We start from the raw sequence: 20390 nt of genomic DNA on the forward strand, positions 1-20390 counted from the left end.
ATACTCTGCCAGGAGGCACTGACAAAATAGCCCGAGCCCGATCGGGAACGCACACCCATTATCGGCAGTCTTGTACGTTCCGTACATTTTGCCGCATTTACCGTAGCATCGAGTGCATGACCGATATAGCTATCACCGAAGCCAGGAATCATCTGGCAACCATTGTGGACACGGCACACCGCGAGCGCGAACCGGTATTCCTCACGCGCCGCGGAATTCGGGTCGCGGCAGTAATCGATTCCGCCGAGCTGGAGCGCCTTCGCGAAGCCGCGGAGGAACTAGAAGACATCCGGGCCGTCGAGCTGGCATGGGAAGAAATGGAACAGACTGGACAGACGCCGATCCCCTGGGAGGACGTCAAGCGCGATCTGGGCCTGACTTGAGCTACAACATCACGGTCCTGCCAGCGGCCCTTCGGCAGCTGCGCAAGCTTCCCCCCGAGGGCCGCCGCCGGGTCCAAGCCGCCATCGAGTTGCTGGCTGAGACACCGCGGCCGCCTCGCGCCAAGAAGCTGGCAGGGCGGGTCGAGTGGCGGGTCCGAACGGGAGATTATCGAGTGCTCTACCGGATCGATGACGGCCGACTCGTGATCGTCGTCGTACAGGCCGGTCACCGCCGGGAAATCTACCGGGAGTAAGTCCAGATACAGATTTCACCGTCGTCAGTGGCGCGTGATCCTCAAAGTGCTTGATTCACCGACCGATATACCTCGGCCTCGCCGCCGATCGGGAAACTGAGCATTGGCGAGGTGTGGCCAAAATCGGCATTGGCGAGAACCGGCAAGCCGCAACCCGGAACCACGCCGGTAGGCGGAGGTTTTCACCTGAGGCAGGGTATCCAGTTCCGCGGACCTCATCGTGGCCCTGTCGCATGGTGGCGCGCTTACCTAGTATTGCCCCATGAAAAAATGGGTCCGGCAGCACCCCCATCTCGCCATGGCCGTCGGCTATATTCTCTTCTTTTTGTTCGCCACAGCTGTCTGGATGGCGGTTGGACGGCGCGGCCTAGCGGACTCGGTTATCACCGCCATTGTGTGGACATTGGGCTACTGGCTTCTTGCAGTGTTCGGAATGCGGCAAAGACGTAAGGCCAGAGCCCGCCTCAAAGAAGACGGCCAAATCATGGCCTACATCCGCTATCCGGACTCCCGGACAGGTTCTCTCAGCAGCCTCTGGAACCAAGGGATCGCGACGCCCAGCGCCGGGTCTATCCATTTCCAGCCCGCGGTGTACGACACCCTGGAGCCGTCCGGACGGGCGACGACGATCAAGGTCCAGGATCTACTACCGGGGCGCCGAAAAGTCAGCCGCAAGGACCGTAAGTACATCCAGGTCTATGGAATCGAGGCAATTACCGTGTTGACGGACGAAGGCGCGGTGGAAATCGCCGCGCATCCGGAATCGCTCGACAGGCTGAGCGAGGTTCTAGGGCGTTAGGCAACCAGAGCCATGCCCTACATATGAACGTGCAAGCGTCGCGCGGCCTCCGAGATGGATCCGGTCAGCGACGGGTACACCGTAAAGGTGCTCGCGAGGTCGTCGACGTGCAGTTTCTGTTTCACGGCAACGGCAATCGGGTAGATGAGTTCAGAGGCATTGGGGCCAATGACGACGCCGCCGATCACCGTGCCTGAACCCTTGCGCGCGATGATCTTGACGAAGCCATCCTTGGTGTTGCGCATCTTGGCGCGGGCGTTGCTCAGCAGGGACAGCATGACCACGTCACCCTGGTATTTGCCCGACTCAAGGTCAGCCTCAGAGACGCCCACGGAGGCGATTTCCGGTGAAGTGAAGATGTTGGAGGCCACTTGGAGGAGCTTGATCGGCATGACGGCATCGCCCAGGAAGTGCGCAACAGCAATGCGGCCCTGCATGGCCGCGACCGAAGCGAGGGCCAGGATCCCGGTGCAGTCGCCAGCGGCGTAGATGTTCGGCGCGGTGGTGCGGGAGACGCCGTCGACCTTGATGTGGCCGGACTCCGTGACAGCGACGCCGGCCTCTTCCAGCCCGATTCCGGCCGTGTTCGGGATGGAGCCAACGCAAACGAGGCAGTGGCTTCCGGTCACCACCGAACCGTCGCCGAGCGTCACCTTCACGCCGGCTTCGGTCCTTTCAACCGCCTCCGCGCGTGAGCGGGACAAAACGCGCACGCCGCGGCGCTTGAAGACACCTTCAAGGACCTGGGCGGCGTCCGTGTCCGAACCGGGCAGCACTTGGTCGCGGCTCGAAATGAGGGTGACGTTTGAGCCAAGGCCGTTGTAGGCCGAAGCGAACTCGGCTCCGGTAACGCCGGAACCGACGACGATCAGGTCTTCCGGAAGTTCCTCGAGGTTGTAGATCTGTGCCCAGTTCAGGATGCGCTCACCGTCGGGCTTTGCCGTGGGCAGTTCGCGGGGGTGGGCACCGACGGCGAGAAGGACGGCGTCAGCCGTGATCGTCTTGATGCCGTCCGAGGTGATGACCTCGATGGTGTGGTTGTCCAGGAGCTTTCCGGAGCCCATGAGGATCTCCACGCCAAGGTGCTCAAGGCCCACCCGGATGTCGTCCGACTGCTCCCGCGCGAGGTGCATGACCCGGTCGTTGATGTGGCCGAGGTCGGCGCGCATGCCCGGCGCGACATCGCTGCCGTCGACGGCGAACTTGACTCCCAGCTCCCCCGCCTCGCCGACGCGGGTCATGAGATCCGCCGTCGCGATCAGGGTTTTGGAAGGTACGACGTCGGTGAGGACGGCTGAGCCGCCGAGGCCGGCGCGCTCGATGAGGGTTACCCGCGCTCCCAGGTGCGCCGCGACCATGGCCGCTTCATATCCGCCTGGACCTCCGCCCAGGATCGCGATTCGTGGTGAGCTGAAGTCAGGATGCATGGTCACAATGTTCCATTCTCACTTAATGCCGACCGACCTGCCACTAAGCCCCACCTGAGCACGCCCGTAGAGGCCCTTGCCGTCCCCGCCAGTGCCCTGTTCAACAGCGCGCGCAGCACTGTAGTTTGTACCAGTGAGTAACACAGAGCTGATGAACACAGACCCATTCGAGGCCGCCAAAGCTGCGGCCGACTACATCGCGGCGGAGACCGGCGTCGAATCCCACGACGTCGCGCTCGTGCTCGGCTCAGGCTGGGGCGCGGCGGCGGATCTCATAGGCGAAACGACGGCGACGCTCACTGCGTCGGAAGTTCCCGGCTTCAACGCTCCCCCAGTTGAAGGGCATGTGGGCACAATCCGCTCGGTCCTGACGAAGGAAGGCAAGCGGGCCCTTGTCCTCGGCGCGCGTACCCACTACTACGAAGGCAAAGGCGTCCGCGCAGTAGTCCACGGAGTGCGCACGGCCGCGGCCGCCGGATGCAAGACTCTGGTGGTGACCAACGGCTGCGGCGGCCTGAACGAAGCCTGGACCCCCGGCACTCCCGTGCTGATCAGTGACCACATCAACCTCACGGCGGCTTCACCCCTGGAAGGCGCCACCTTCGTCGACCTCACGGACCTTTACTCCTCCCGCATCCGCGGCCTGGCCCGCGAAGTGGATCCCACGCTCGACGAAGGCGTCTACGCCCAGTTCACCGGTCCGCACTACGAGACTCCGGCGGAAGTCCAGTACGCCAAGCGAATCGGCGCGGATTTGGTGGGCATGTCCACCGCTTTGGAAGCCATCGCTGGCCGGCACGCCGGGATGGAGGTCTTCGGCATCTCCCTCGTGACCAACCTGGCCGCAGGCATCAGCCCGGTACCGCTGAGCCACCAGGAAGTCATCGAGGCGGGGCAGACGGCGGCCGCACGCATTTCGCGCCTCCTGGCGGACATCATCGCCAAGCTTTGATGTACGAACCGCGGGTAGGGCCAGGACAGCGGGACTAACGCCGAACGCCGTCAGGCAGAAATTCTGCTCGACGGCGTTCGTTCGTTGATTGCCTCATTCGAAGCGCGTTGCGGTTATCGCGGTATGTGCCCGGACGACGCTGAACGTTGCTGTCACTGCGACGAGGGCCAGCAGCAGGCTCAGGCCCAGGGCGGCGAAGTAGTCGGGCGCGGGCCAGGTCACCCTGTACTTATCGTTGATGCCGGTGACCATTAACCAAGCGACGAAAAATCCGAGCCCGATTGAGAGGAACAACACGGTCACGAGCGGCACTGCAGCCTCACGGACGATGATCCGGCGCAGGACTGACACCGGCATCCCCATCAATCGCATGAGGCCGAGGACCCTTTTCCTGTCCAAGACCGCTGATGCGGTGGCGACTGCCAAGGACATCCCGGCAACCGCGATGGCCACAAACATGCCGAGGTAAGCGAGTACCGCGAGGCCCTGGATCAGACGCGTGTGACTCTGCAGTTGGGTGTCCATGACGGAGGAAGCGGGCTGCGCCGTGATGCCCGAACCGTTCAGAAGAGTCCTGGCTCGGTCCATGGCCTCAGGCGTCCCATCGGTCCCTACCACCATCACCGCAGGCACGAGTGCGGAAAGGCGATCGACCGGCGCAGGAGTCAGCGTCAGCGGTTGCGCTGTCCATGGGTAAAGGAATGACAGGTCCAGGGACAGGACGTCGGCCTGAGGAATGTTTTCAAATCCCAGGGCGGGAGCGTCACCAGCTTGAATGTACAGGTCGGGGCCACTTCCCTTGGCGATGGCAGAGTGGGCGTAGGCGATGGTGGCACTGTGGATCCCGGGGAGCGCCTTGGCTCGGTCGGCGACTTGTTCCACCTCGGCACGCGCCTGTCCAGCGCCAATGGTTGCATGAAGGCTTGTGGGCTGAATGAGGCCTGGACGGGTGGCGGGCGCGGCTTCCGTCTGGATGATGCTGGATGCGCCGGCGAAGACTGAGACCACGAATACGGCAACGACCAACCCGGCGACGGACCGGAACGTCGCCACGGGAGTCCCGCGGATCCGGCTGGCGGCAATGACCGCGGACGCGCTGCGCGCGAAGTGCAGTCCTATCCGGCTCGCATGCAGGGTCAGCCATGGTCCGACGATCACAATGCCAATCAGGATGAGCGAGAAGCCTCCTACGAGCAGCGGCATTTCAAGCCATGGAGTGCGAAATTTCACGGTTCGGGTGATGACAACTTCCATGATCATGGCAAGCAGTCCGGCCAACAGTGGCACGAGCCGCCGTTTGCCTGGCGCCTTTTCATGCACCATCCGGGCCGCTCCCAGGGGGCCAATTCCTGCCCGGGCAGTGCTGTATCCCGCCACCAGGGTTGCGGCCACAACCACCAGGATAACGACGACGGTGGCCATGCCACCCTTGGTGGCAAGGTCACCTTCGAACATCCTGGTCCCGTTGACCGAGACCTGGGCCGCGGCCGGCGTCAGGAAGACAGCGAGCACGATGCCTAGCATTGCCCCCGCCAGGCTTGGGATAGCGGTTTCGATGGCGGCGATCCAGGAAACCACCTTAGGGGAAGCTCCGATCAGTCGCAGGGTGGCGAAGCGTTCCCGGCGCTCAGCCGCGCCCAAGGCGGTAGCGATGCGGATCAACAACAGCACGGGAAAGAACACCGCAATTGCCCCGATGAGCAGCACGGTCATGTATGCGCTGGCGTTCTCGCCATACGGGTTGGACGTGAACCCGGATACCAGAGTCGCTGCTCCGCTCTGTCGAAGCTCGGTTTCCGTGGCACCTGTGATGATAATCAGGGAATCCGGCCCCGGTAGCGCAGAATCGTCGATGAAACCGACGAACTGCCCGAACCTGTCCCCCAACTGATTCCTGGGGGTGGCCTCGATCAGGCGCTGTAGTGCAGGCGACGCATAGTACTCACCTGGACCCGGAGCGTGTTCAACGCCGGGAAGCTTCACGGTTGTCGTTGGGGAGACAGCGAAGTCGCGGCGGTTGATCAGTTGGTCTCGGAAAACTTCTACCGGATTTGCCCTCATGAGCGCCGTATTCGACGTCAACGGTGCAGGCGTTACCGGTTCTGTAGCGTCGCCCCCTTCCGCAGCCACGGGGGTAGCCATGGAGGAGCCGCCCGTTTCACGCAGCCAGGCACCACGCTCGTCATGGTGGTTCAGTCCGTTGGCACCACCCCAGAGCAACAGCAGCAGGCACACTCCGACGGCCACCCCACCCATGATTCCCATCAGCCGGCCGTAGGAGGACCTACTGCCAACCACAGCTAGTTTTAGCAAGCCCGGATTCACGAAGCCCCCCGGTACCCTGCGCCGAGCATGCCGTCGCGCACAACGACCTCTCTGTCCGCATATGCGGCCGTGCGCGCATCGTGGGTGATCATGACCACCGTGGTGCCGATCTCCCTGACAAGTTCAAGCATGAGCGTCAGCACGTTCTCGGAGGCCAGCGAGTCGAGAGACCCGGTAGGTTCGTCGGCGAATAACACGGCAGGGGAAGTGACCATGGCACGTGCGACGGCAACCCGTTGGGCTTGGCCTCCTGAGAGTTCACCGGGCAGTTTCTCCCCCATCCCGTCCAGTCCCAAGCGGTCCAGCCATTCTGCCGAACGGCGCATGGCCTCCGGGCGTTTGGTTCCACCGAGAAGCAGCGGAATGCTGACGTTGTCCACCGCTGTGAGCTCCGGAAGCAATTGGCCGAATTGAAAGACGAAGCCGAAGTCTGTCAGCCGCAGTCTCGACCGCATCGGTTCATTCAGGGCACTAATCTCCAGGGGCAATTGCGCACCGGGTGAACTGTAAACCACTGATCCGGAATCCGGGACCATGACCCCCGCGAGGCAATGCAGCAGCGTGGACTTGCCGGAACCGGATGGACCCATGACTGCCAATACCTCACCCGAGCGGACCTCGAGGTCGATTCCGCGAAGGGCTTGGGTCTGGCCGAAGGACTGATGAAGCGAGCGTGCGCTCAGGACCACTGGGTGGCTGGATAAAGCATTCATGCGTTCTGAAGCTCCTTTTTCAGGCGGGCTAGGCGAGCACTGGTGAGCTCGATCCACCGCAAATCGGCTTCAATGTGGAACAGGCCGTGGTCGCACATCAACACTTGGAGCAACTCGGCATCCTGCTTCAGCTTGGTGAGCTCACGCATACGCGCCATGTGCTCGCCGCGCTGGACGTCGAGCAGCCGGTCGGCGTCGTCGTCGATCAGCAAGGCAATCACGGTCTTCGCGAAGAGGTTGCTTTGCAGGGACTCTGATGGCACGTCGGGAGTGAACAGCCACTCGCGCACCTTGTCTTGGCCGGCAACCGTGATCTCGTACTTCTTACGATCCGGACCGCCGCCGGTCTCTTCGCCCAAGGCGCGGATCAGCTCGTCACGGATCATCCGGGCCAAAGTCGAATACACCTGCCCGAAAGCCAAGGGCTTCCCGGCCCCGAAGTAGCGGTCATAGGAATGCTTGAGGTCGTAGCCATAGCTCGGCTGACGGCTGAGCAGACCCAACAGGGTGAGGGAGTTGTTCACCACTCCATCTATACACTGAGTTTATAGTCTGGTCCAGAGCGAGCCCGGCGACTCCCCTTCGAACTCTAGGGATGTGTCTGGCATCGCTACCTGGGCTGCTTGGGAAATCCGGCGTCGCGGGCCAGTAGAATTTGAGTGATTCTCCACCACTGCGCTTCAACCGGAAAGGCCTGCCGATGACGACATCCGCGCCTTTCCGGTTTTTGCGAACTGGCCTGATCGGTTCAATCATTCTGGGTTTCGCCGCGGGTGGGCACTTGGCCGGCGGCGGAAGCCTTCCAGCACCAGCCATTTTGACGGCGCTCTGTGCCCTGACAATCCTTCCGGTCGCCGTACTGACCCGCTCCCGCCTTTCATTGCCGGTCCTCGCGGGCCTACTGGGAACCGGGCAGCTCTGCCTTCACTGGGCGTTCTGCGCGCTGTCCGGGGCTTCCGCTGTGGCGCCGCTGCAGCCCGGGCATGCCGGACATGTTCCCCTGGCGCCAGCCGCGGACACCATAAGCACCGTTGCCTCAACCCACGCCGCAGCAAGCGACTGGCAAATGCTCGCGGCGCACATGGTCGCAACCTTAGGCACGGCATTGGTGCTCGCACGGGGCGAACAAGCACTATGGGCGCTGGCAGCGTGGCTGCGCCCGTTGGTCCAACTGCCCGCTCCAGCTGCGATCCAGCCACTCCGCACGCCCGCCCCCTGCGCGGCCCCGGCCGTGCGTCCCCGCGCCCTTCCCGGCCTTCGGTTTCCCTCCCGGCGCGGTCCGCCGGGACGAGTGTCCGCCGCCTAATACCCGCCCCCTTTCACGTACGGGCAGGGACAGGCGGCAGATCGTTGCCTTCACCGGCCCGGACCTACCTCCGCCCCGGCCCCCAACCGTCCTCCTTTGTGAAAGGGCATCATTGCCATGAAGACCCCCCACCGCCGCACCCTCAAAACCGCCGGCGCCGCCATACTTGCTGCCGGGCTGCTCGCCTTCGGCGCCTCAGCCGCCTCCGCACACGTCAACGTCAATCCCGACGACCCCGCAGCGGGCGGCTACACGCACCTGACATTCAACGTCCCCAACGAGTCACCGACCGCCAAGACCAACAAACTCGAAGTCTCGCTCCCCGCCGACACGCCCTTCAACTCGGTGTCGGTGAAACCGGTCGAGGGCTGGACGGCCGAGCTCGTCACCACCACCCTGCCCAAGCCCGTCACGGTCGCGGGCGCAACGGTGACAAAGGCTGTCACCTCCGTGGTGTGGACGGCCGACGCCGCGCACCAGATCGGACAGAACGAATACCAGGCGTTCTCGATCTCAGTGGGCGTCCTGCCCGACGCCGGCACCACCATCACCCTGCCGGCAACCCAGACCTACACGGACGGCACCGTGGTGAAGTGGGACGAGAAATCCGTTGAGGGACAGCCCGAACCGGAGCACCCGGCTCCCTCGTTCGTGACGACTGCCAGTGACGCCGCCGCATCCGCGGCTCCCACATCCTCCCCGTCCGTGACACCGGCTCCGTCAGCTGCGGCATCGACCACCTCCAGTGACGCCGGATCCACGGCCGGCTGGTTCGGCCTGGCCGCCGGCCTTATCGGCCTCGTCGCGGGCGTCACCGCCCTGGTGCGAACCCGCTCCCCGAAGGCCAAATAGCCGGATCCACGAACACCCGAACTGCCCGCGCCGAGCCCGGCGCGGGCAGTTCGCGCTCCCACTCACCACCAGTTCACTCAGCCCTCATCGAACCGACCCGCAGAACGCGCCGCGCAGCACGCAGTACGCGAGAGGCGTCGTCACGGCAATTTTCCGTCTCCTGTCAAGTCAATTCGCCCCAGTGTTAATGGCTTGTGAACTTTTTGAATAAATCAGATTTATTCAGAAATATTTGACCCCGCCCGCTTTTCATGGCACGCGCGCGGTGTAAAAATGTAAGCGCTTGCGCATATATGTCTGACATGTGGACGATAACCTCCCCGGCCGCTTGAAACACGAGTTGCAGCCGCATTCAGCGCGCGTCAAGCTTTGAACGGTCCCGGCAAGTCGACGTGTCAGGACCGAAGGACGGGGCTTCCCAGGAAACCCCTCCGCCCGAGACGATGGCGTTCCTGGCAACGCCATCGGTGTTACCGGGAACGCCGGAGTTCGGACAAGGGCTTGTGCCCACTCCACGTAGTCCAACCTCCGCGAGAAGAGCAAGCATGAAATCTCACTCAAACCCCGACAGGCCACGCCGCCGTCTGCGGTCGGCAGCCGCTTTCGCGGCCGCTGCCAGTGTGGCCGCCACGGTGCTCATGGCGTCCCCCGCTGCCCAGGCAAACCTGCCTGCCGACAAGCCGGCCACCACGATGCCGGCCCCCACGCCGGGATTCCCGCTGCCCACGGTCCACACGCAGGAAGCCTTTGATCCCGCAGCAAACTTCACGTCCAAATGGACGCGGGCGGATGCCAAGCAGATCATGGCCCAGAGCAACCCGAACGTGGCTCCGGGCGTGAACTCCATGAGCCCCAACGTGACCATGCCGGAGATCCCCAAGGACTTCCCGGCCATGAACGACGACGTCTGGGTCTGGGACACGTGGTCCCTGACCGACCAGAACGCCAACCAAATCAGCTACAAGGGCTGGGACGTCATCTTTTCCCTCGTCGCTGATCGCCACGCGGGCTACGGCTTCGACCAGCGCCACTGGAACGCCCGCATCGGCTACTTTTTCCGCAAGACCAACGCCGACCCCGCCAAGGACAAGTGGAACTACGGCGGACACTTGTTCCTGGACAACACCTCCATCGGCAACACCGAATGGTCCGGCTCAACGCGCCTGATGCAGGGTGACCACGTGAACGTGTTCTACACGGCCACTACGTTCTATGACCGGGCCGAGCGCAACGCGGGCGGCGGCGGGATCGCTCCGGACGCGGTCATCGCCAAGGCCCTCGGAAACATCCACGCCGACAAGAACGGCGTGACCTTCGACGGCTTCCAGCACACCAAGCTGCTCGAACCGGACGGAAAGCTCTACCAGAGCAAGGCCCAGAATGCCGGCTTCGCCTTCCGCGACCCGTACACTTTCGAAGACCCGGCCCACCCGGGCCAGACCTTCATGGTCTTCGAAGGCAACACTGCCGGAAACCGCGGCGCCTACAAGTGCACGGATGCTGACCTCGGTTACCGTCCCGGCGATCCGCACGCCGAAAACACCAATACGGTGAACACCACCACCGGCTCGTGGTTCCAGACCGCGAGCGTCGGCCTGGCTGTGGCAGACAACAAGGACTTGACCCAGTGGCACTTCCTGCCGCCGATCCTGTCCGCCAACTGTGTCAACGACCAGACCGAGCGCCCGCAGATCTTCATCCAGAACGAAAACGGCCAGAACAAGTACTACCTGTTCACCATCAGCCACCAGTTCACCTACGCCGATGGCATGCGCGGTCCCGACGGCGTCTACGGCTTCGTCGGCAACGGTGTCCGTTCCGACTTCCAGCCCGTGAACAACTCGGGCCTCGCACTCGGCTCGCCGACCGACTTGAACCTGCCGGCGAACAACCCTAGCGGCAACCAGTCGGCGCAGCAGAACGGCCGTCAGTTCCAGGCCTACTCGCACTACGTGCAGCCGGGCGGCCTGGTGCAGTCGTTCATCGACAACGTCGACGGAGTCCGAGGAGGGTCCCTCTCCCCCACGGTAAAGATCAACTTCGCCGGAGGCATCACGCAGGTGGACCGCAGCTTCGGCAAGAACGGCCTCGGCCCGTTCGGCTACCTCCCCACCAACGTTCGCGTCGGAGGGGAAGGCCTCTACAAGTAGGCCACCGCCAAAAACCCGCCGGGCAGGCAGGGGATCTGCTGCCTGCCCGGCAACAAGGGGCGTCCGGCTCACCCCGGGCGCCCCGCGCCACAACCCAGGAAGTCCCATGCTCTACTCTCCCCAACACCCGTTCCGGACCACCCGCAAGGCGGTACTCGCCGTCGTCGCCGTCGTCCTGGCAATCTTCGCGAGCTCCTGCACCCCGACGCCGGACTCCTCGCCGTCCGCGGCGAACCCGCCGTCCGAATCGGACCCGTGGCGGCCCGCCGCGCATCTGACGGCATCCCAAAACTGGATGAATGATCCCAACGGGCTTGTCTACGAAAACGGCACGTACCACGCGTTCTACCAACACAATCCGCGCGGCAACTTCTGGGGAGATATGTCGTGGGGCCACTCGACCAGCACCGATCTGGTGCACTGGACCCAACAGCCGGTAGCCATTGAAGGCTCCGCCAGCGAGGAAATCTTTTCCGGCGCCATCGTTCCGGACACCAACAACGCCTCCGGCCTCGGCAGCGCTGAAAACCCACCGCTGGTGGCCCTCTACACGAGCTCATACGGCGACGGCGGGGCCCTGCCCAAGGGCAGCCAGGCCCAGTCCGTGGCCTACAGCCTGGACCACGGGACGTCGTGGACCAAGTACAAAGGCAATCCCGTGCTCAGCCTGCGGCCGGCGTCGAACAACTTCCGGGACCCCAAGATCACCTGGTACGAGCCCGGCAAATACTGGGTCATGACCACCGTGGTAGCTGACGCCCACGTGGTGAAACTCTTCAAATCCACGGACCTGCTGCACTGGAACTTCCTCAGCGATTTCTCCGGAGCGGGCACCCAGGGCGGTCTCTGGGAAGTTCCCGAGCTGCTCCAGATGGACGTCGACGGCGGCAACGGACTGAAGAAGTGGGTCCTTATCCTGAGCATCAACCCCGGCGGCATCGCGGGAGGCTCCGGCATGCAGTATTTCGTGGGCGATTTCGACGGCACCCGGTTCACGGCAGAAAAAGCGGCAAAGCCGGGCGACCCGCTGACGGAATCGCAGTGGCTGGACCATGGAGCGGACTTCTACGCTGCCAACACCATCAGCGCGGCTCCGGGTGGAAAGCCAATACTGCTTGGCTGGATGGGGAATTGGGACTATGCACAGTCCGTACCTAGCACCCCGTGGCGCGGATCCATGGCCATTCCCCGCCAACTCACCCTCGTAGCCACGGGAAGCCGCTTCGAGCTCCATTCGACCATCGCCCAGGCTGCCTCGGATGCGCTCACGGACGCAAAGACCAGTGAAGTACATGGCAAAAACCTCACCGTCACTGACTCCACGAAGTCCCTCGGCAGCGACTTTGGCTCCCGAACCCAGCTGATCGACGCCGAAATGGACGTTGCGGGCTCAGCAGACGCCGGATTGGTGTTACGGGCTTCCCCGGATGGGAAAGCAGGCCTCCGCATCTCGTACAACCGCGCAAGCCAGACTCTCAAAGTGGACCGTTCCGCTGCAGGAACCTCCAACTTTTCGCCGAAATTCAGCCCCTACCACCAGGCTTCCGTGCCCATGAAAGACGGCAAGGTCCGCCTCCGCATCCTTCTGGATTCCTCGTCCGTGGAGGTCTTCACACAGGACGGATCGACGGTCATCTCGGACATCTTCTTCCCGCAATGGGGCAACACGGGTGCCGCCGCCTTCAGCGCGGGAGGCACCGCGAACTTCGTACTCAGCAGCACGCGGTTGCGACCCTGACCCCCTCCAGCCCAACTAGTCCCCACCGCCACCCTCGCCTCGCGAGCTCGGCCAGGGAACCCTGGCGGCGTGGGCCCCCGCATTTGTTGTCGTTAAAACGCCTCATAACGACAACAAATGCGAGTCACTTGGGGTGGGGCGGCCGGACTGTGACGGCTGACATAGCCCTTGACCTCGGCATTCATTCTCTTTGACGATAGCTTTATCCCTATGACATCGAGCGATGCCGAATTTGAAAAGCTGATATCCGACGCCGGCGAGTGGGCTGCCCAGGACCCGGACCCGATCACTGCGGCAGCACTGACCGAACTGATCGGACTCGCCTCCAGCGGCGTCGCTGCAGCCCGTCAACAGCTTGAAGACAGCTTCAGTGGAACACTGCAGTTCGGTACCGCGGGACTCCGGGCAGCCCTCGGCCCGGGTCCCAACAGGATGAACCGCGTGGTGGTGCGGCGGGCAGCGGCAGGTTTGGCGGCCTTCCTCAAGGACGCCGTTGAGTCGGCTTCCCCCGGAACGCGGCCGCGCGCCGTCGTCGGCTATGACGCGAGGCACAACTCGGATGTCTTCGCCCTGGAAACCGCGGCGATCTTCACGGCCGCGGGAATCGACACCTTCCTGATGCCTTCGGCGCTTCCCACCCCGCTGCTGGCTTACGCGGTCCGGTCCCTCGATTGCGACGGCGGCGTCATGGTCACGGCGAGCCACAATCCGCCGCAGGACAACGGATACAAGGTCTACCTCGGCGGCCGGGCCGTGGAGGAAAGCGGTCGGGGATCCCAGATCGTGGCACCCTACGATTCGCAGATCGCCGCAAGCATCGAAGCCGTGGGCCCTTTGGATTCCATTGAACTGGCTGAATCCGGCTGGACTGAGCTGCCAGATTCCATCACCGGCGAGTATGAGGCCGCAATGGCCGGCCTGGCCGACGTCGAAAACTTCCCGGCCCGCGAGCTGAAGATCGTCCTGACCCCCATGCATGGCGTGGGCGGCGAGACTGCGGTATCCGTACTCAGTGCGGCAGGCTTCACGGACGTCTCGCTCGTGGAAGAACAAGCAGCACCGGATCCGGACTTTCCCACGGTCAGTTTTCCCAATCCGGAAGAGCCCGGCGCACTGGATCTGGCCTTGGCGGCAGCGGCGCGCACGGGCGCCGACATCGTGCTGGCCAACGACCCCGACGCCGACCGCGCGGCTGTAGCGGCAAAGGACCCTGATACTGGTGCCTGGCGGATGTTGCGGGGTGACGAAGTAGGCGCCCTCCTCGGGGCACATGTCGTAGCCCGGCACGCCGCGGACGCCCGGCAAGGGGACTCGAGCCGTGGCGTTTTCGCCAATTCAATCGTCTCGTCCCGGCTGCTTTCCCGCATCGCGGCGGCTGCAGGCTTCGCCCACGAGGAAACGTTGACGGGATTCAAGTGGATTTCCCGGGTGCCGGGACTTGTGTACGGCTACGAGGAAGCCTTGGGCTACTGCGTGGCTCCCGAGCTCGTCAGGGACAAGGACGGCATTTCCGCCTCCTTGCTCATCGCCGAACTGGCGGCGGCGGCCAAGGCCGAGGGAAAAACGATCTTCGACACCTTGGACGAGATTTACCTGGTGCACGGCCTGCATGCGAGCGACCAGCTCAGCATCCGGGTGGCTGACCTTGGTTTGCTGGACGCCATGATGAACCGGCTCCGGGCCGATCCACCGGAGTCCTTTGGCGGTTCCGCCATCGAGACCTTTGTGGATCTGGCGGAGGGAAGCGAACAACTGCCGCCAACGGACGGCCTCCTCTACCTGACCAAGGACCTAAGCCGCGTGATCATCCGGCCCAGTGGCACCGAGCCAAAGCTCAAGTGCTACCTGGAGGTCATCAAGTCGGTCGGTTCCGCGGCGGAACTCGCAGAAACCCGGCACGCCGCGCGGACCACTTTGGACCAGATCCTCGCCGACGTCCGTGAAGCGCTGGGACTCTAATCTAGAGTTCGACTTCGATGAAGCCATCAACCATGCGGGTCCTGAATGCCGGAAGCCGGAGCCCGGGGTTGGAATAGCACTCACCGGTCTGCAGGTCGTAGACCTCCTTGTGCAATGGCGAGGCAATGGTGGGGCGTGATCCCCGGGAACCAGTGATGCCGCGGGCCATGACGTTGGCCAAGGTCGCAGGGTCCTGCTGGGCTACTGCATAGACATTTTCGGCGTCGACGCGGAAGAGCGCCACCTGCACGCCGTCTATCAATGCGGCCTCTCCCCAAGCCGGCTCAAGCTCGTCCAACGGGCATACACGGTGCCAGCCGGACGCCGTCGGCGCGCTCGTCAGTTGTTCTTCCCGTTCCAGAATGACGGTCATGTCAACCCCTCTCGCTATGCCTTCGCCCGGACAAATGCTGTCCGTTCCTTTCAGGCGTTGGCCGCCACGCGGCCATACCTTCAAGGTAGGCGGGGCGTGTTTCACCGGAACGCAGTCAATGTGTCCGGCGCGTAAAAGAGACCTCACACGTCCCGACATCCAATCGTGACCCAGAAGTTAAGACCACGAAACAAAAGGGAAACTGCAGAGTAACTGCCCGTCCGTAGTCTGAAGTGACAAGTTGCGGAGCACGTTCTGCGGCGTATGCGAAAGGCCACCAGTGACCGGACACACTTCCACCCCAGAAAACCAGCGCCGTATTGTTGTAGCCGGCGGAGGCCCTGCGGCCCACCGTTTTGCCGATGCCATGCATACCCGCGGCCTTGAGGGCTGGCACGTCACGGTCCTGACCGAGGAAGAGCACGTTCCCTATGACCGGGTCACGCTGAGCAAGGCGCTGACCGATGTGGACTATGACCTCACCTTGGGCGATATGTCCATGTGGGAGCACGAGGCCATCTCCCTGCGCACTGGCGAACGGGTAGTCAAGATCAACCCCGATGCCAAGTCCGTGGAAACCGCGGCCGGTAACACGTACGAATACGACCACCTGGTGGTGGCCACCGGCTCGGACGCGGCAGCGCTCCCCTTCCCCGGCGGCGAGCTCGCCCATGTCTACCGCACGCTCGACGACGTCTGGGCCATCAACAAAGCCATTGCCGAACTCACCAGGAAGCTCGGCCGGACCGTCAAGACGGTGACCATCGGCGGCGGCCTCCTTGGCCTGGAAGCGGCGGCCGGCACCATGGAGTTGGGCGCGCAGGCAACCGTCATCAACGGTTCGCGCTGGCTCATGAACGCCCAGCTGGATGAGGGCGCCGGCCAGGCGCTGGGCCGACTCGTTACGGCCAAGGGGCTGGAGGTCCTTACCGGAACCTACCCCGCCGAAGTATTGTCCGACGACGACGGCCAGGTCACCGGCGTCCTCATGAAGGACGGCCGCATCGTCCCCGCCGACATGGTCATCGCGTCCATCGGCATCCGCCCCCGCGATGAACTGTTCCGCGCCGCCCAGGACCCTTCGGAAGGCAAAGAACAGCTGTTCGAACTGGGAGAGAAGGGTGGCGTGGTCATCAACGACCACTGCGCCACGTCGGTGCCCGGCATCTGGGCCATTGGTGAGGTCGCGAACTTCGAGGGCATGTGCCTGGGGCTCGTGGCGCCGGCGAACACCATGGCCGAGATCGTGGCCGACCGGCTGCACGGCGGGCAGGCGACCTTCCCCGGGTTCGACACCGCCACCAAGCTCAAGCTCTCCGGAGTGGACGTCGCCAGCTTCGGCGACGCCTTCGCCAAGACCGAGCACTCCCTGGAAATCGTCTACGCCGACCCCGCCCGGGGCGTCTACCAGAAGATCGTCACCACCGACGACGCCAAGACCCTGCTCGGCGGCATCTTCGTCGGCGACGCCACCCCGTACATGAGCCTGCGCCCCCTGCTCGGCCGGGAACTGCCCGCCGAGCCCGGCGCCTACCTGACCGCAGCCGGCGGCGGGGACGCTCCCGAGACTGAATTGCCCGACGACGCGATCTTGTGTTCCTGCAACAACGTCCCCGCCGGGAACATCCGCGACGCGATCAACGGCTGCGGCTCCTGCGAAGGCAACGCACCCGTCCGGGAACTGGGCGAACTGAAAACCTGCTCCCGGGCCGGCACCCAATGCGGCTCCTGCGTGCCGATGCTCAAGAAGCTCCTCGAAGGCGAGCTGAAGAAGTCCGGCATCGAGGTCTCCAAGGCGTTGTGCGAGCACTTCAGCCTCTCCCGCCAGGAACTCTTCGACGCCATCCGCGTCCTGGAACTGGACTCCTTCGAAGACATCCTGGCCAAATACGGCACCGGCGCGGGCTGCGACATCTGCAAACCCACCATCGCCTCCATCCTCGCCAGCCAGAACAGCGAATACGTCCTGGGCGCCGGCCGCGGCAGCCTGCAGGACACCAACGACCGCGCCCTGGCCAACATGCAAAAAGACGGCACCTACTCCGTGGTCCCCCGCATTGCCGGCGGCGAAATCACCCCGCAGGGCCTGGGCGTGATCGCCCGCGTCGCGGAGAAGTACGGCCTGTACACGAAGATCACGGGCGGGCAGCGGATCGACATGTTCGGCGCCCGCCTCGAACAGCTCCCCGAGATCTGGAAGGAACTGGTCGAGGCCGGCTTCGAGTCCGGCCAGGCCTACGGCAAGAGCCTGCGCACCGTGAAATCCTGCGTCGGATCCACCTGGTGCCGCTTCGGCGTCCAGGACTCCGTCGCCATGGCCATCAACCTCGAAATGCGCTACCGCGGCCTGCGCAGCCCGCACAAACTCAAAATGGGCGTCTCCGGCTGCGCCCGCGAATGCGCCGAAGCCCGTGGCAAGGACGTCGGCGTCATCGCCACCGATAAAGGCTGGAATCTGTACGTCGGCGGCAACGGCGGTTTCCTGCCCGCCCACGCGCAACTCCTCGCCCAGGACCTGGACGACGACACCCTGATCAAATACATCGACCGCTACCTCATGTACTACATCCGCACCGCGGACCGGCTCCAGCGCACGGCCCGCTGGCAGGAAGAACTCGACGGCGGCCTCAAACACATCGAAGACGTCATCATCCACGACTCCCTCGGCATCGCCGACGAGCTCGAATCCGCCATGGCCCGCCACATCGACACCTACCAGGACGAATGGGCCGAGACCCTCAAAGACCCGGAACGGCTCCGGCGCTTCCGCTCCTTCGTCAACGCCCCCGACCAGAAAGACGAAGCCATCACCTTCGTCCCCGAACGCGGCCAGATCCGCCCCGCCACCAACGAGGAAAAAGGCGGCGTCCTCGTCGCCAGCACGATCCCCGTTCGCGGCCGGGACTAAGGAGCAAGAAGCCATGCAGCTCACCCTCGACCTCACAGGCCGCGACGTTCTGGTCACAGGCTCGGCCCACACCGCACGGCAGGCCGTCCGGCGCTACGAAGCCGCCGGCGCCGTCGTGCATCGGCTCAGCACCCCCGACGGAGCCGACGCTGACGGCCCTCTTCCCGAACGCCCGTTCCTGGTCGCGGCCGTCGACGATGGCCAGCCCGGCTGGGAACCCCTGCTCGAACGCTGCCGGAAAGCAGGTATCCCCGTCGCCAGCGAGCCGCCTCCAGGCGAGCCGGGCCATGTCACCTTGGTCGGCGGCGGCCCCGGCGCACTCGATCTGCTGACCATGGGCGCGGTCAACGCGCTGCGGGACGCCGACGTCGTCTTCTACGACCGGCTCGCCCCCTACGCTGAACTGGCGCAACTGACGACCGCGGACATGGTGGACGTCGGCAAGCGCCCCGGGCACCACAAGGTCGCCCAATGCGACATCGAAAAGCTCATGGTCGACGCCGCCCTGGCCGGCAAGAACGTGGTCCGGCTCAAGGGCGGTGACCCTTATGTGTTCGGCCGCGGCGGCGAAGAAGTCAGCGCGTGCGTGCGGGCAGGCATCCCGGTCCGCGTCATCTCCGGCGTCACGAGCGCCATCTCGGTCCCGGCCGCCGCAGGCATTCCGGTCACGCACCGCGAGGTCAGCCACATGTTCACGGTCGTCTCGGGCCACGCACCGCTGACCGAGAAGGAGCACACCCACTTGGCCGGCCTCGGCGGGACCATCGTGGTCCTCATGGGCATCGGAACCCTCCCCCAACTCGCCGCCGGGCTCCGCCGGGCCGGGATGGACCCCGCAATGCCCATGGCCGTCGTCGAACGCGGCTACCGGCCCGGACAACGCACTACCATCGCCGAACTCGGCACGATCGAAACGGCGGCCGCGGGCTGCACCAACCCGGCCGTCCTGGTCATCGGCGAAGTGGTCCGGGTGGCTGAAGCCAACCGCAATCACACCGAAGCCACCGCAGACCTTAACCTACTCGCAGCTTCCCTCCTTGAAGCCTGAAAGAACACACATGACTATGTTGAATGCCCTAGATTCCATCGATGCAGGCTCGCCGTTGGCCACCCCCGCACCAGACGACGATGCGCCCCTGGACGGTTTCCGCATCGGGGTGACATCCCACAGGCGTTCACGGGACTTGATCGAGGCGCTCGAACGGCGCGGCGCTTCCGTGCTGCACGCCCCGGCTTTGAAGATCGCGCCGGTCCAGGAAGACATCACGCTTATCGGGGACACGAAAACGATCATCGCGGCCAAGCCGGATATCTGCATCGCCACCACCGCCTACGGAATGCGGCGCTGGTGTGAGGCCGCGGACTCTTTCGGCATCGGCGAGCAACTCCTCGACGTCCTGGGCGCCTGCCGCATGTTCGTGCGGGGACCAAAAGCCCGTGGTGCCGTCCGCGCGGCAGGCCTTGCCGACGTCGGGATCAGCAGTGACGAAACCACCGCCACACTGGTGGACATGCTCCTTCAGGAGGGCGTCCGGGGGAAGACTGTCGCCGTGCAGTTGCACGGCTACACCGATGTCCGCCAGCTGGAGCGGCTCCGGATGTCCGGTGCGACCGTCCTCACCGTCACCCCCTACCGCTGGGTTAAGCCCGACGGCGAAGACAAGCTGCCGCGGTTGATCGAAGCCGCCTGCAGTGGAGACTTGGACGTGCTCACCTTTACGAGCGCACCTGCCGTGGACGCCATGTGGAGCACTGCCCACGAAATGGGCCTGTACCGCCAGCTGATCGAGGCCCTCAAGACCCAGGTGACCGTCGCCGCCGTCGGGCCCGTTACCGCACAGCCGCTGATCGACGCCGGACTCGCCCCCCTCATCCCGGACCGCTACCGCATGGGTGCGCTCATCCGGCTCGTCACCGAACACCTGGCCCTGAACCATGTGCGCCGGCTCGACACTCCCGCGGGGAACATCGAGCTGCGCGGCCGCTGCTTGAAGATCGATGGTTCCGTCGTGGAGCTGGCCCCGGCTCCGCTGCTCCTGCTGCGGGCGCTCTTGGGAGCCGGGGGCGCGGTGCTGTCCCGCGAAGCGCTTTCGGATCTTCTGGAACTGCGCGGCTCGGTCCATGCCCTGGACATGACGGTGAGCCGCCTGCGGTCTTCGCTGCCGGACGGAAGACTCGTGGAAACCGTGGTCAAACGGGGTTACCGGCTCCGCGTCTAGGTACCCTCCAGGTGCCAAGCGCGCCCCTGCCG

Annotated in this window: 18 protein-coding genes; 12 read left to right on the plus strand and 6 right to left on the minus strand. The window is 64.3% G+C overall.

From position 1 onward, the window contains the following. Positions 1–116: 116 nt before the first annotated feature. Together AB0O52_RS01410 and AB0O52_RS01415 are read left to right on the plus strand one after the other, a co-directional pair. On the plus strand, positions 117–383 hold the full coding sequence (locus tag AB0O52_RS01410; protein ID WP_364532273.1) for a type II toxin-antitoxin system Phd/YefM family antitoxin: 267 nt from the start codon (positions 117–119) through the stop codon (positions 381–383). Next, entirely contained in the window at positions 380–637 is a 258-nt protein-coding gene (locus AB0O52_RS01415) for a type II toxin-antitoxin system RelE/ParE family toxin (protein WP_364532276.1), read from the plus strand. Before AB0O52_RS01410 ends, AB0O52_RS01415 begins: the two co-directional genes overlap by 4 nt. A gap of 41 nt (positions 638–678) precedes the next feature. On the opposite strand, the gene AB0O52_RS01420 is transcribed toward AB0O52_RS01415, so the two are convergent. After that, positions 679–801 carry a hypothetical protein gene (locus AB0O52_RS01420; RefSeq protein ID WP_364532279.1) on the minus strand — a complete coding sequence of 41 codons (123 nt, stop codon included), beginning with the start codon at positions 799–801 and terminating at the stop codon, positions 679–681. A gap of 98 nt (positions 802–899) precedes the next feature. Between AB0O52_RS01420 and AB0O52_RS01425 the strand changes: the two genes are divergently transcribed. Then, positions 900–1436 carry a hypothetical protein gene (locus AB0O52_RS01425; RefSeq protein WP_364532282.1) on the plus strand — a complete coding sequence of 179 codons (537 nt, stop codon included), beginning with the start codon at positions 900–902 and terminating at the stop codon, positions 1434–1436. 17 nt (positions 1437–1453) lie between these two features. Here AB0O52_RS01425 and AB0O52_RS01430 read toward each other — a convergent pair whose 3' ends face one another. Continuing rightward, positions 1454–2869 (minus strand): NAD(P)H-quinone dehydrogenase, encoded by a 1416-nt coding sequence (locus AB0O52_RS01430; RefSeq protein ID WP_364532285.1) that lies wholly within the window; start codon positions 2867–2869, stop codon positions 1454–1456. A 145-nt stretch (positions 2870–3014) separates the two neighbouring features. Between AB0O52_RS01430 and AB0O52_RS01435 the strand changes: the two genes are divergently transcribed. Further along, positions 3015–3815, plus strand: a complete 801-nt coding sequence (locus AB0O52_RS01435; protein WP_364532288.1) for a purine-nucleoside phosphorylase — start codon at positions 3015–3017, stop codon at positions 3813–3815. A 93-nt stretch (positions 3816–3908) separates the two neighbouring features. Here the strand turns inward: AB0O52_RS01435 and AB0O52_RS01440 are convergent, their stop codons facing one another. The 3 genes from AB0O52_RS01440 to AB0O52_RS01450 are packed head-to-tail and all read right to left on the minus strand — an operon-like array spanning position 3909 to position 7377. Continuing rightward, a complete protein-coding gene (locus AB0O52_RS01440) occupies positions 3909–6080 on the minus strand; it encodes an FtsX-like permease family protein (protein ID WP_364532291.1) in 2172 nt (723 codons plus the stop codon). A 56-nt stretch (positions 6081–6136) separates the two neighbouring features. Beyond that, positions 6137–6853, minus strand: coding sequence for an ABC transporter ATP-binding protein (locus tag AB0O52_RS01445; RefSeq protein ID WP_364532294.1), 717 nt, complete (start codon positions 6851–6853; stop codon positions 6137–6139). Then, positions 6850–7377, minus strand: a complete 528-nt coding sequence (locus AB0O52_RS01450) for a PadR family transcriptional regulator (RefSeq protein WP_364532297.1) — start codon at positions 7375–7377, stop codon at positions 6850–6852. Before AB0O52_RS01450 ends, AB0O52_RS01445 begins: the two co-directional genes overlap by 4 nt. 176 nt (positions 7378–7553) lie before the next feature. Here AB0O52_RS01450 and AB0O52_RS01455 point away from each other — a divergent pair, with 176 nt between their 5' ends. The 5 genes from AB0O52_RS01455 to AB0O52_RS01475 all read left to right on the plus strand — a co-directional run bounded on the left by AB0O52_RS01455 (position 7554) and on the right by AB0O52_RS01475 (position 14858). Further along, positions 7554–8159, plus strand: coding sequence for a hypothetical protein (locus AB0O52_RS01455; RefSeq protein WP_364532299.1), 606 nt, complete (start codon positions 7554–7556; stop codon positions 8157–8159). A 117-nt stretch (positions 8160–8276) separates the two neighbouring features. After that, on the plus strand, positions 8277–9011 hold the full coding sequence (locus tag AB0O52_RS01460; RefSeq protein ID WP_364532302.1) for a YcnI family protein: 735 nt from the start codon (positions 8277–8279) through the stop codon (positions 9009–9011). A gap of 545 nt (positions 9012–9556) precedes the next feature. Beyond that, positions 9557–11161: a glycoside hydrolase family 68 protein gene (locus tag AB0O52_RS01465; protein WP_364532305.1), complete on the plus strand. Its 1605-nt coding sequence runs from the start codon at positions 9557–9559 to the stop codon at positions 11159–11161. A gap of 106 nt (positions 11162–11267) precedes the next feature. Further along, the gene (locus AB0O52_RS01470) at positions 11268–12899 is read left to right on the plus strand and encodes a glycoside hydrolase family 32 protein (RefSeq protein ID WP_364532307.1); all 1632 of its coding nucleotides are present in this window, start codon (positions 11268–11270) and stop codon (positions 12897–12899) included. Positions 12900–13109: 210 nt separating this feature from the next. Beyond that, positions 13110–14858 (plus strand): phospho-sugar mutase, encoded by a 1749-nt coding sequence (locus AB0O52_RS01475; protein ID WP_364532310.1) that lies wholly within the window; start codon positions 13110–13112, stop codon positions 14856–14858. A 1-nt stretch (position 14859) separates the two neighbouring features. Here the strand turns inward: AB0O52_RS01475 and nirD are convergent, their stop codons facing one another. Further along, complete coding sequence (nirD, locus tag AB0O52_RS01480; protein WP_364532313.1) at positions 14860–15231, minus strand: nitrite reductase small subunit NirD; 372 nt, start codon at positions 15229–15231, stop codon at positions 14860–14862. A gap of 280 nt (positions 15232–15511) precedes the next feature. Here nirD and nirB point away from each other — a divergent pair, with 280 nt between their 5' ends. Genes nirB through AB0O52_RS01495 form a run of 3 tightly spaced genes read left to right on the plus strand, consistent with a single transcriptional unit; the run spans position 15512 to position 20358 of the window. After that, positions 15512–18139 (plus strand): nitrite reductase large subunit NirB, encoded by a 2628-nt coding sequence (gene nirB / locus AB0O52_RS01485; protein ID WP_364532315.1) that lies wholly within the window; start codon positions 15512–15514, stop codon positions 18137–18139. A 13-nt stretch (positions 18140–18152) separates the two neighbouring features. Continuing rightward, positions 18153–19187, plus strand: a complete 1035-nt coding sequence (cobA, locus tag AB0O52_RS01490; RefSeq protein WP_364532318.1) for a uroporphyrinogen-III C-methyltransferase — start codon at positions 18153–18155, stop codon at positions 19185–19187. Between the two features lie 10 nt (positions 19188–19197). After that, positions 19198–20358, plus strand: a complete 1161-nt coding sequence (locus tag AB0O52_RS01495) for a uroporphyrinogen-III synthase (protein ID WP_364532321.1) — start codon at positions 19198–19200, stop codon at positions 20356–20358. Positions 20359–20390: the final 32 nt, after the last annotated feature.

This window comes from Arthrobacter sp. NPDC080073, assembly GCF_040686575.1.
In the GTDB taxonomy this organism is placed as follows: domain Bacteria; phylum Actinomycetota; class Actinomycetes; order Actinomycetales; family Micrococcaceae; genus Arthrobacter.

Coding starts and splice junctions, on each gene's coding strand:
- AB0O52_RS01435 (WP_364532288.1), top strand. CDS start 3,015: ATGAACACAGACCCATTCGAGGCCGCCAAAGCTGCGGCCGACTACATC.
- nirD (WP_364532313.1), bottom strand. CDS start 15,231: ATGACCGTCATTCTGGAACGGGAAGAACAACTGACGAGCGCGCCGACG.
- AB0O52_RS01410 (WP_364532273.1), top strand. CDS start 117: ATGACCGATATAGCTATCACCGAAGCCAGGAATCATCTGGCAACCATT.
- AB0O52_RS01455 (WP_364532299.1), top strand. CDS start 7,554: ATGACGACATCCGCGCCTTTCCGGTTTTTGCGAACTGGCCTGATCGGT.
- AB0O52_RS01425 (WP_364532282.1), top strand. CDS start 900: ATGAAAAAATGGGTCCGGCAGCACCCCCATCTCGCCATGGCCGTCGGC.
- AB0O52_RS01440 (WP_364532291.1), bottom strand. CDS start 6,080: ATGGGAATCATGGGTGGGGTGGCCGTCGGAGTGTGCCTGCTGCTGTTG.
- AB0O52_RS01465 (WP_364532305.1), top strand. CDS start 9,557: ATGAAATCTCACTCAAACCCCGACAGGCCACGCCGCCGTCTGCGGTCG.
- AB0O52_RS01475 (WP_364532310.1), top strand. CDS start 13,110: ATGACATCGAGCGATGCCGAATTTGAAAAGCTGATATCCGACGCCGGC.
- AB0O52_RS01445 (WP_364532294.1), bottom strand. CDS start 6,853: ATGAATGCTTTATCCAGCCACCCAGTGGTCCTGAGCGCACGCTCGCTT.
- AB0O52_RS01495 (WP_364532321.1), top strand. CDS start 19,198: ATGACTATGTTGAATGCCCTAGATTCCATCGATGCAGGCTCGCCGTTG.
- AB0O52_RS01470 (WP_364532307.1), top strand. CDS start 11,268: ATGCTCTACTCTCCCCAACACCCGTTCCGGACCACCCGCAAGGCGGTA.
- AB0O52_RS01460 (WP_364532302.1), top strand. CDS start 8,277: ATGAAGACCCCCCACCGCCGCACCCTCAAAACCGCCGGCGCCGCCATA.
- cobA (WP_364532318.1), top strand. CDS start 18,153: ATGCAGCTCACCCTCGACCTCACAGGCCGCGACGTTCTGGTCACAGGC.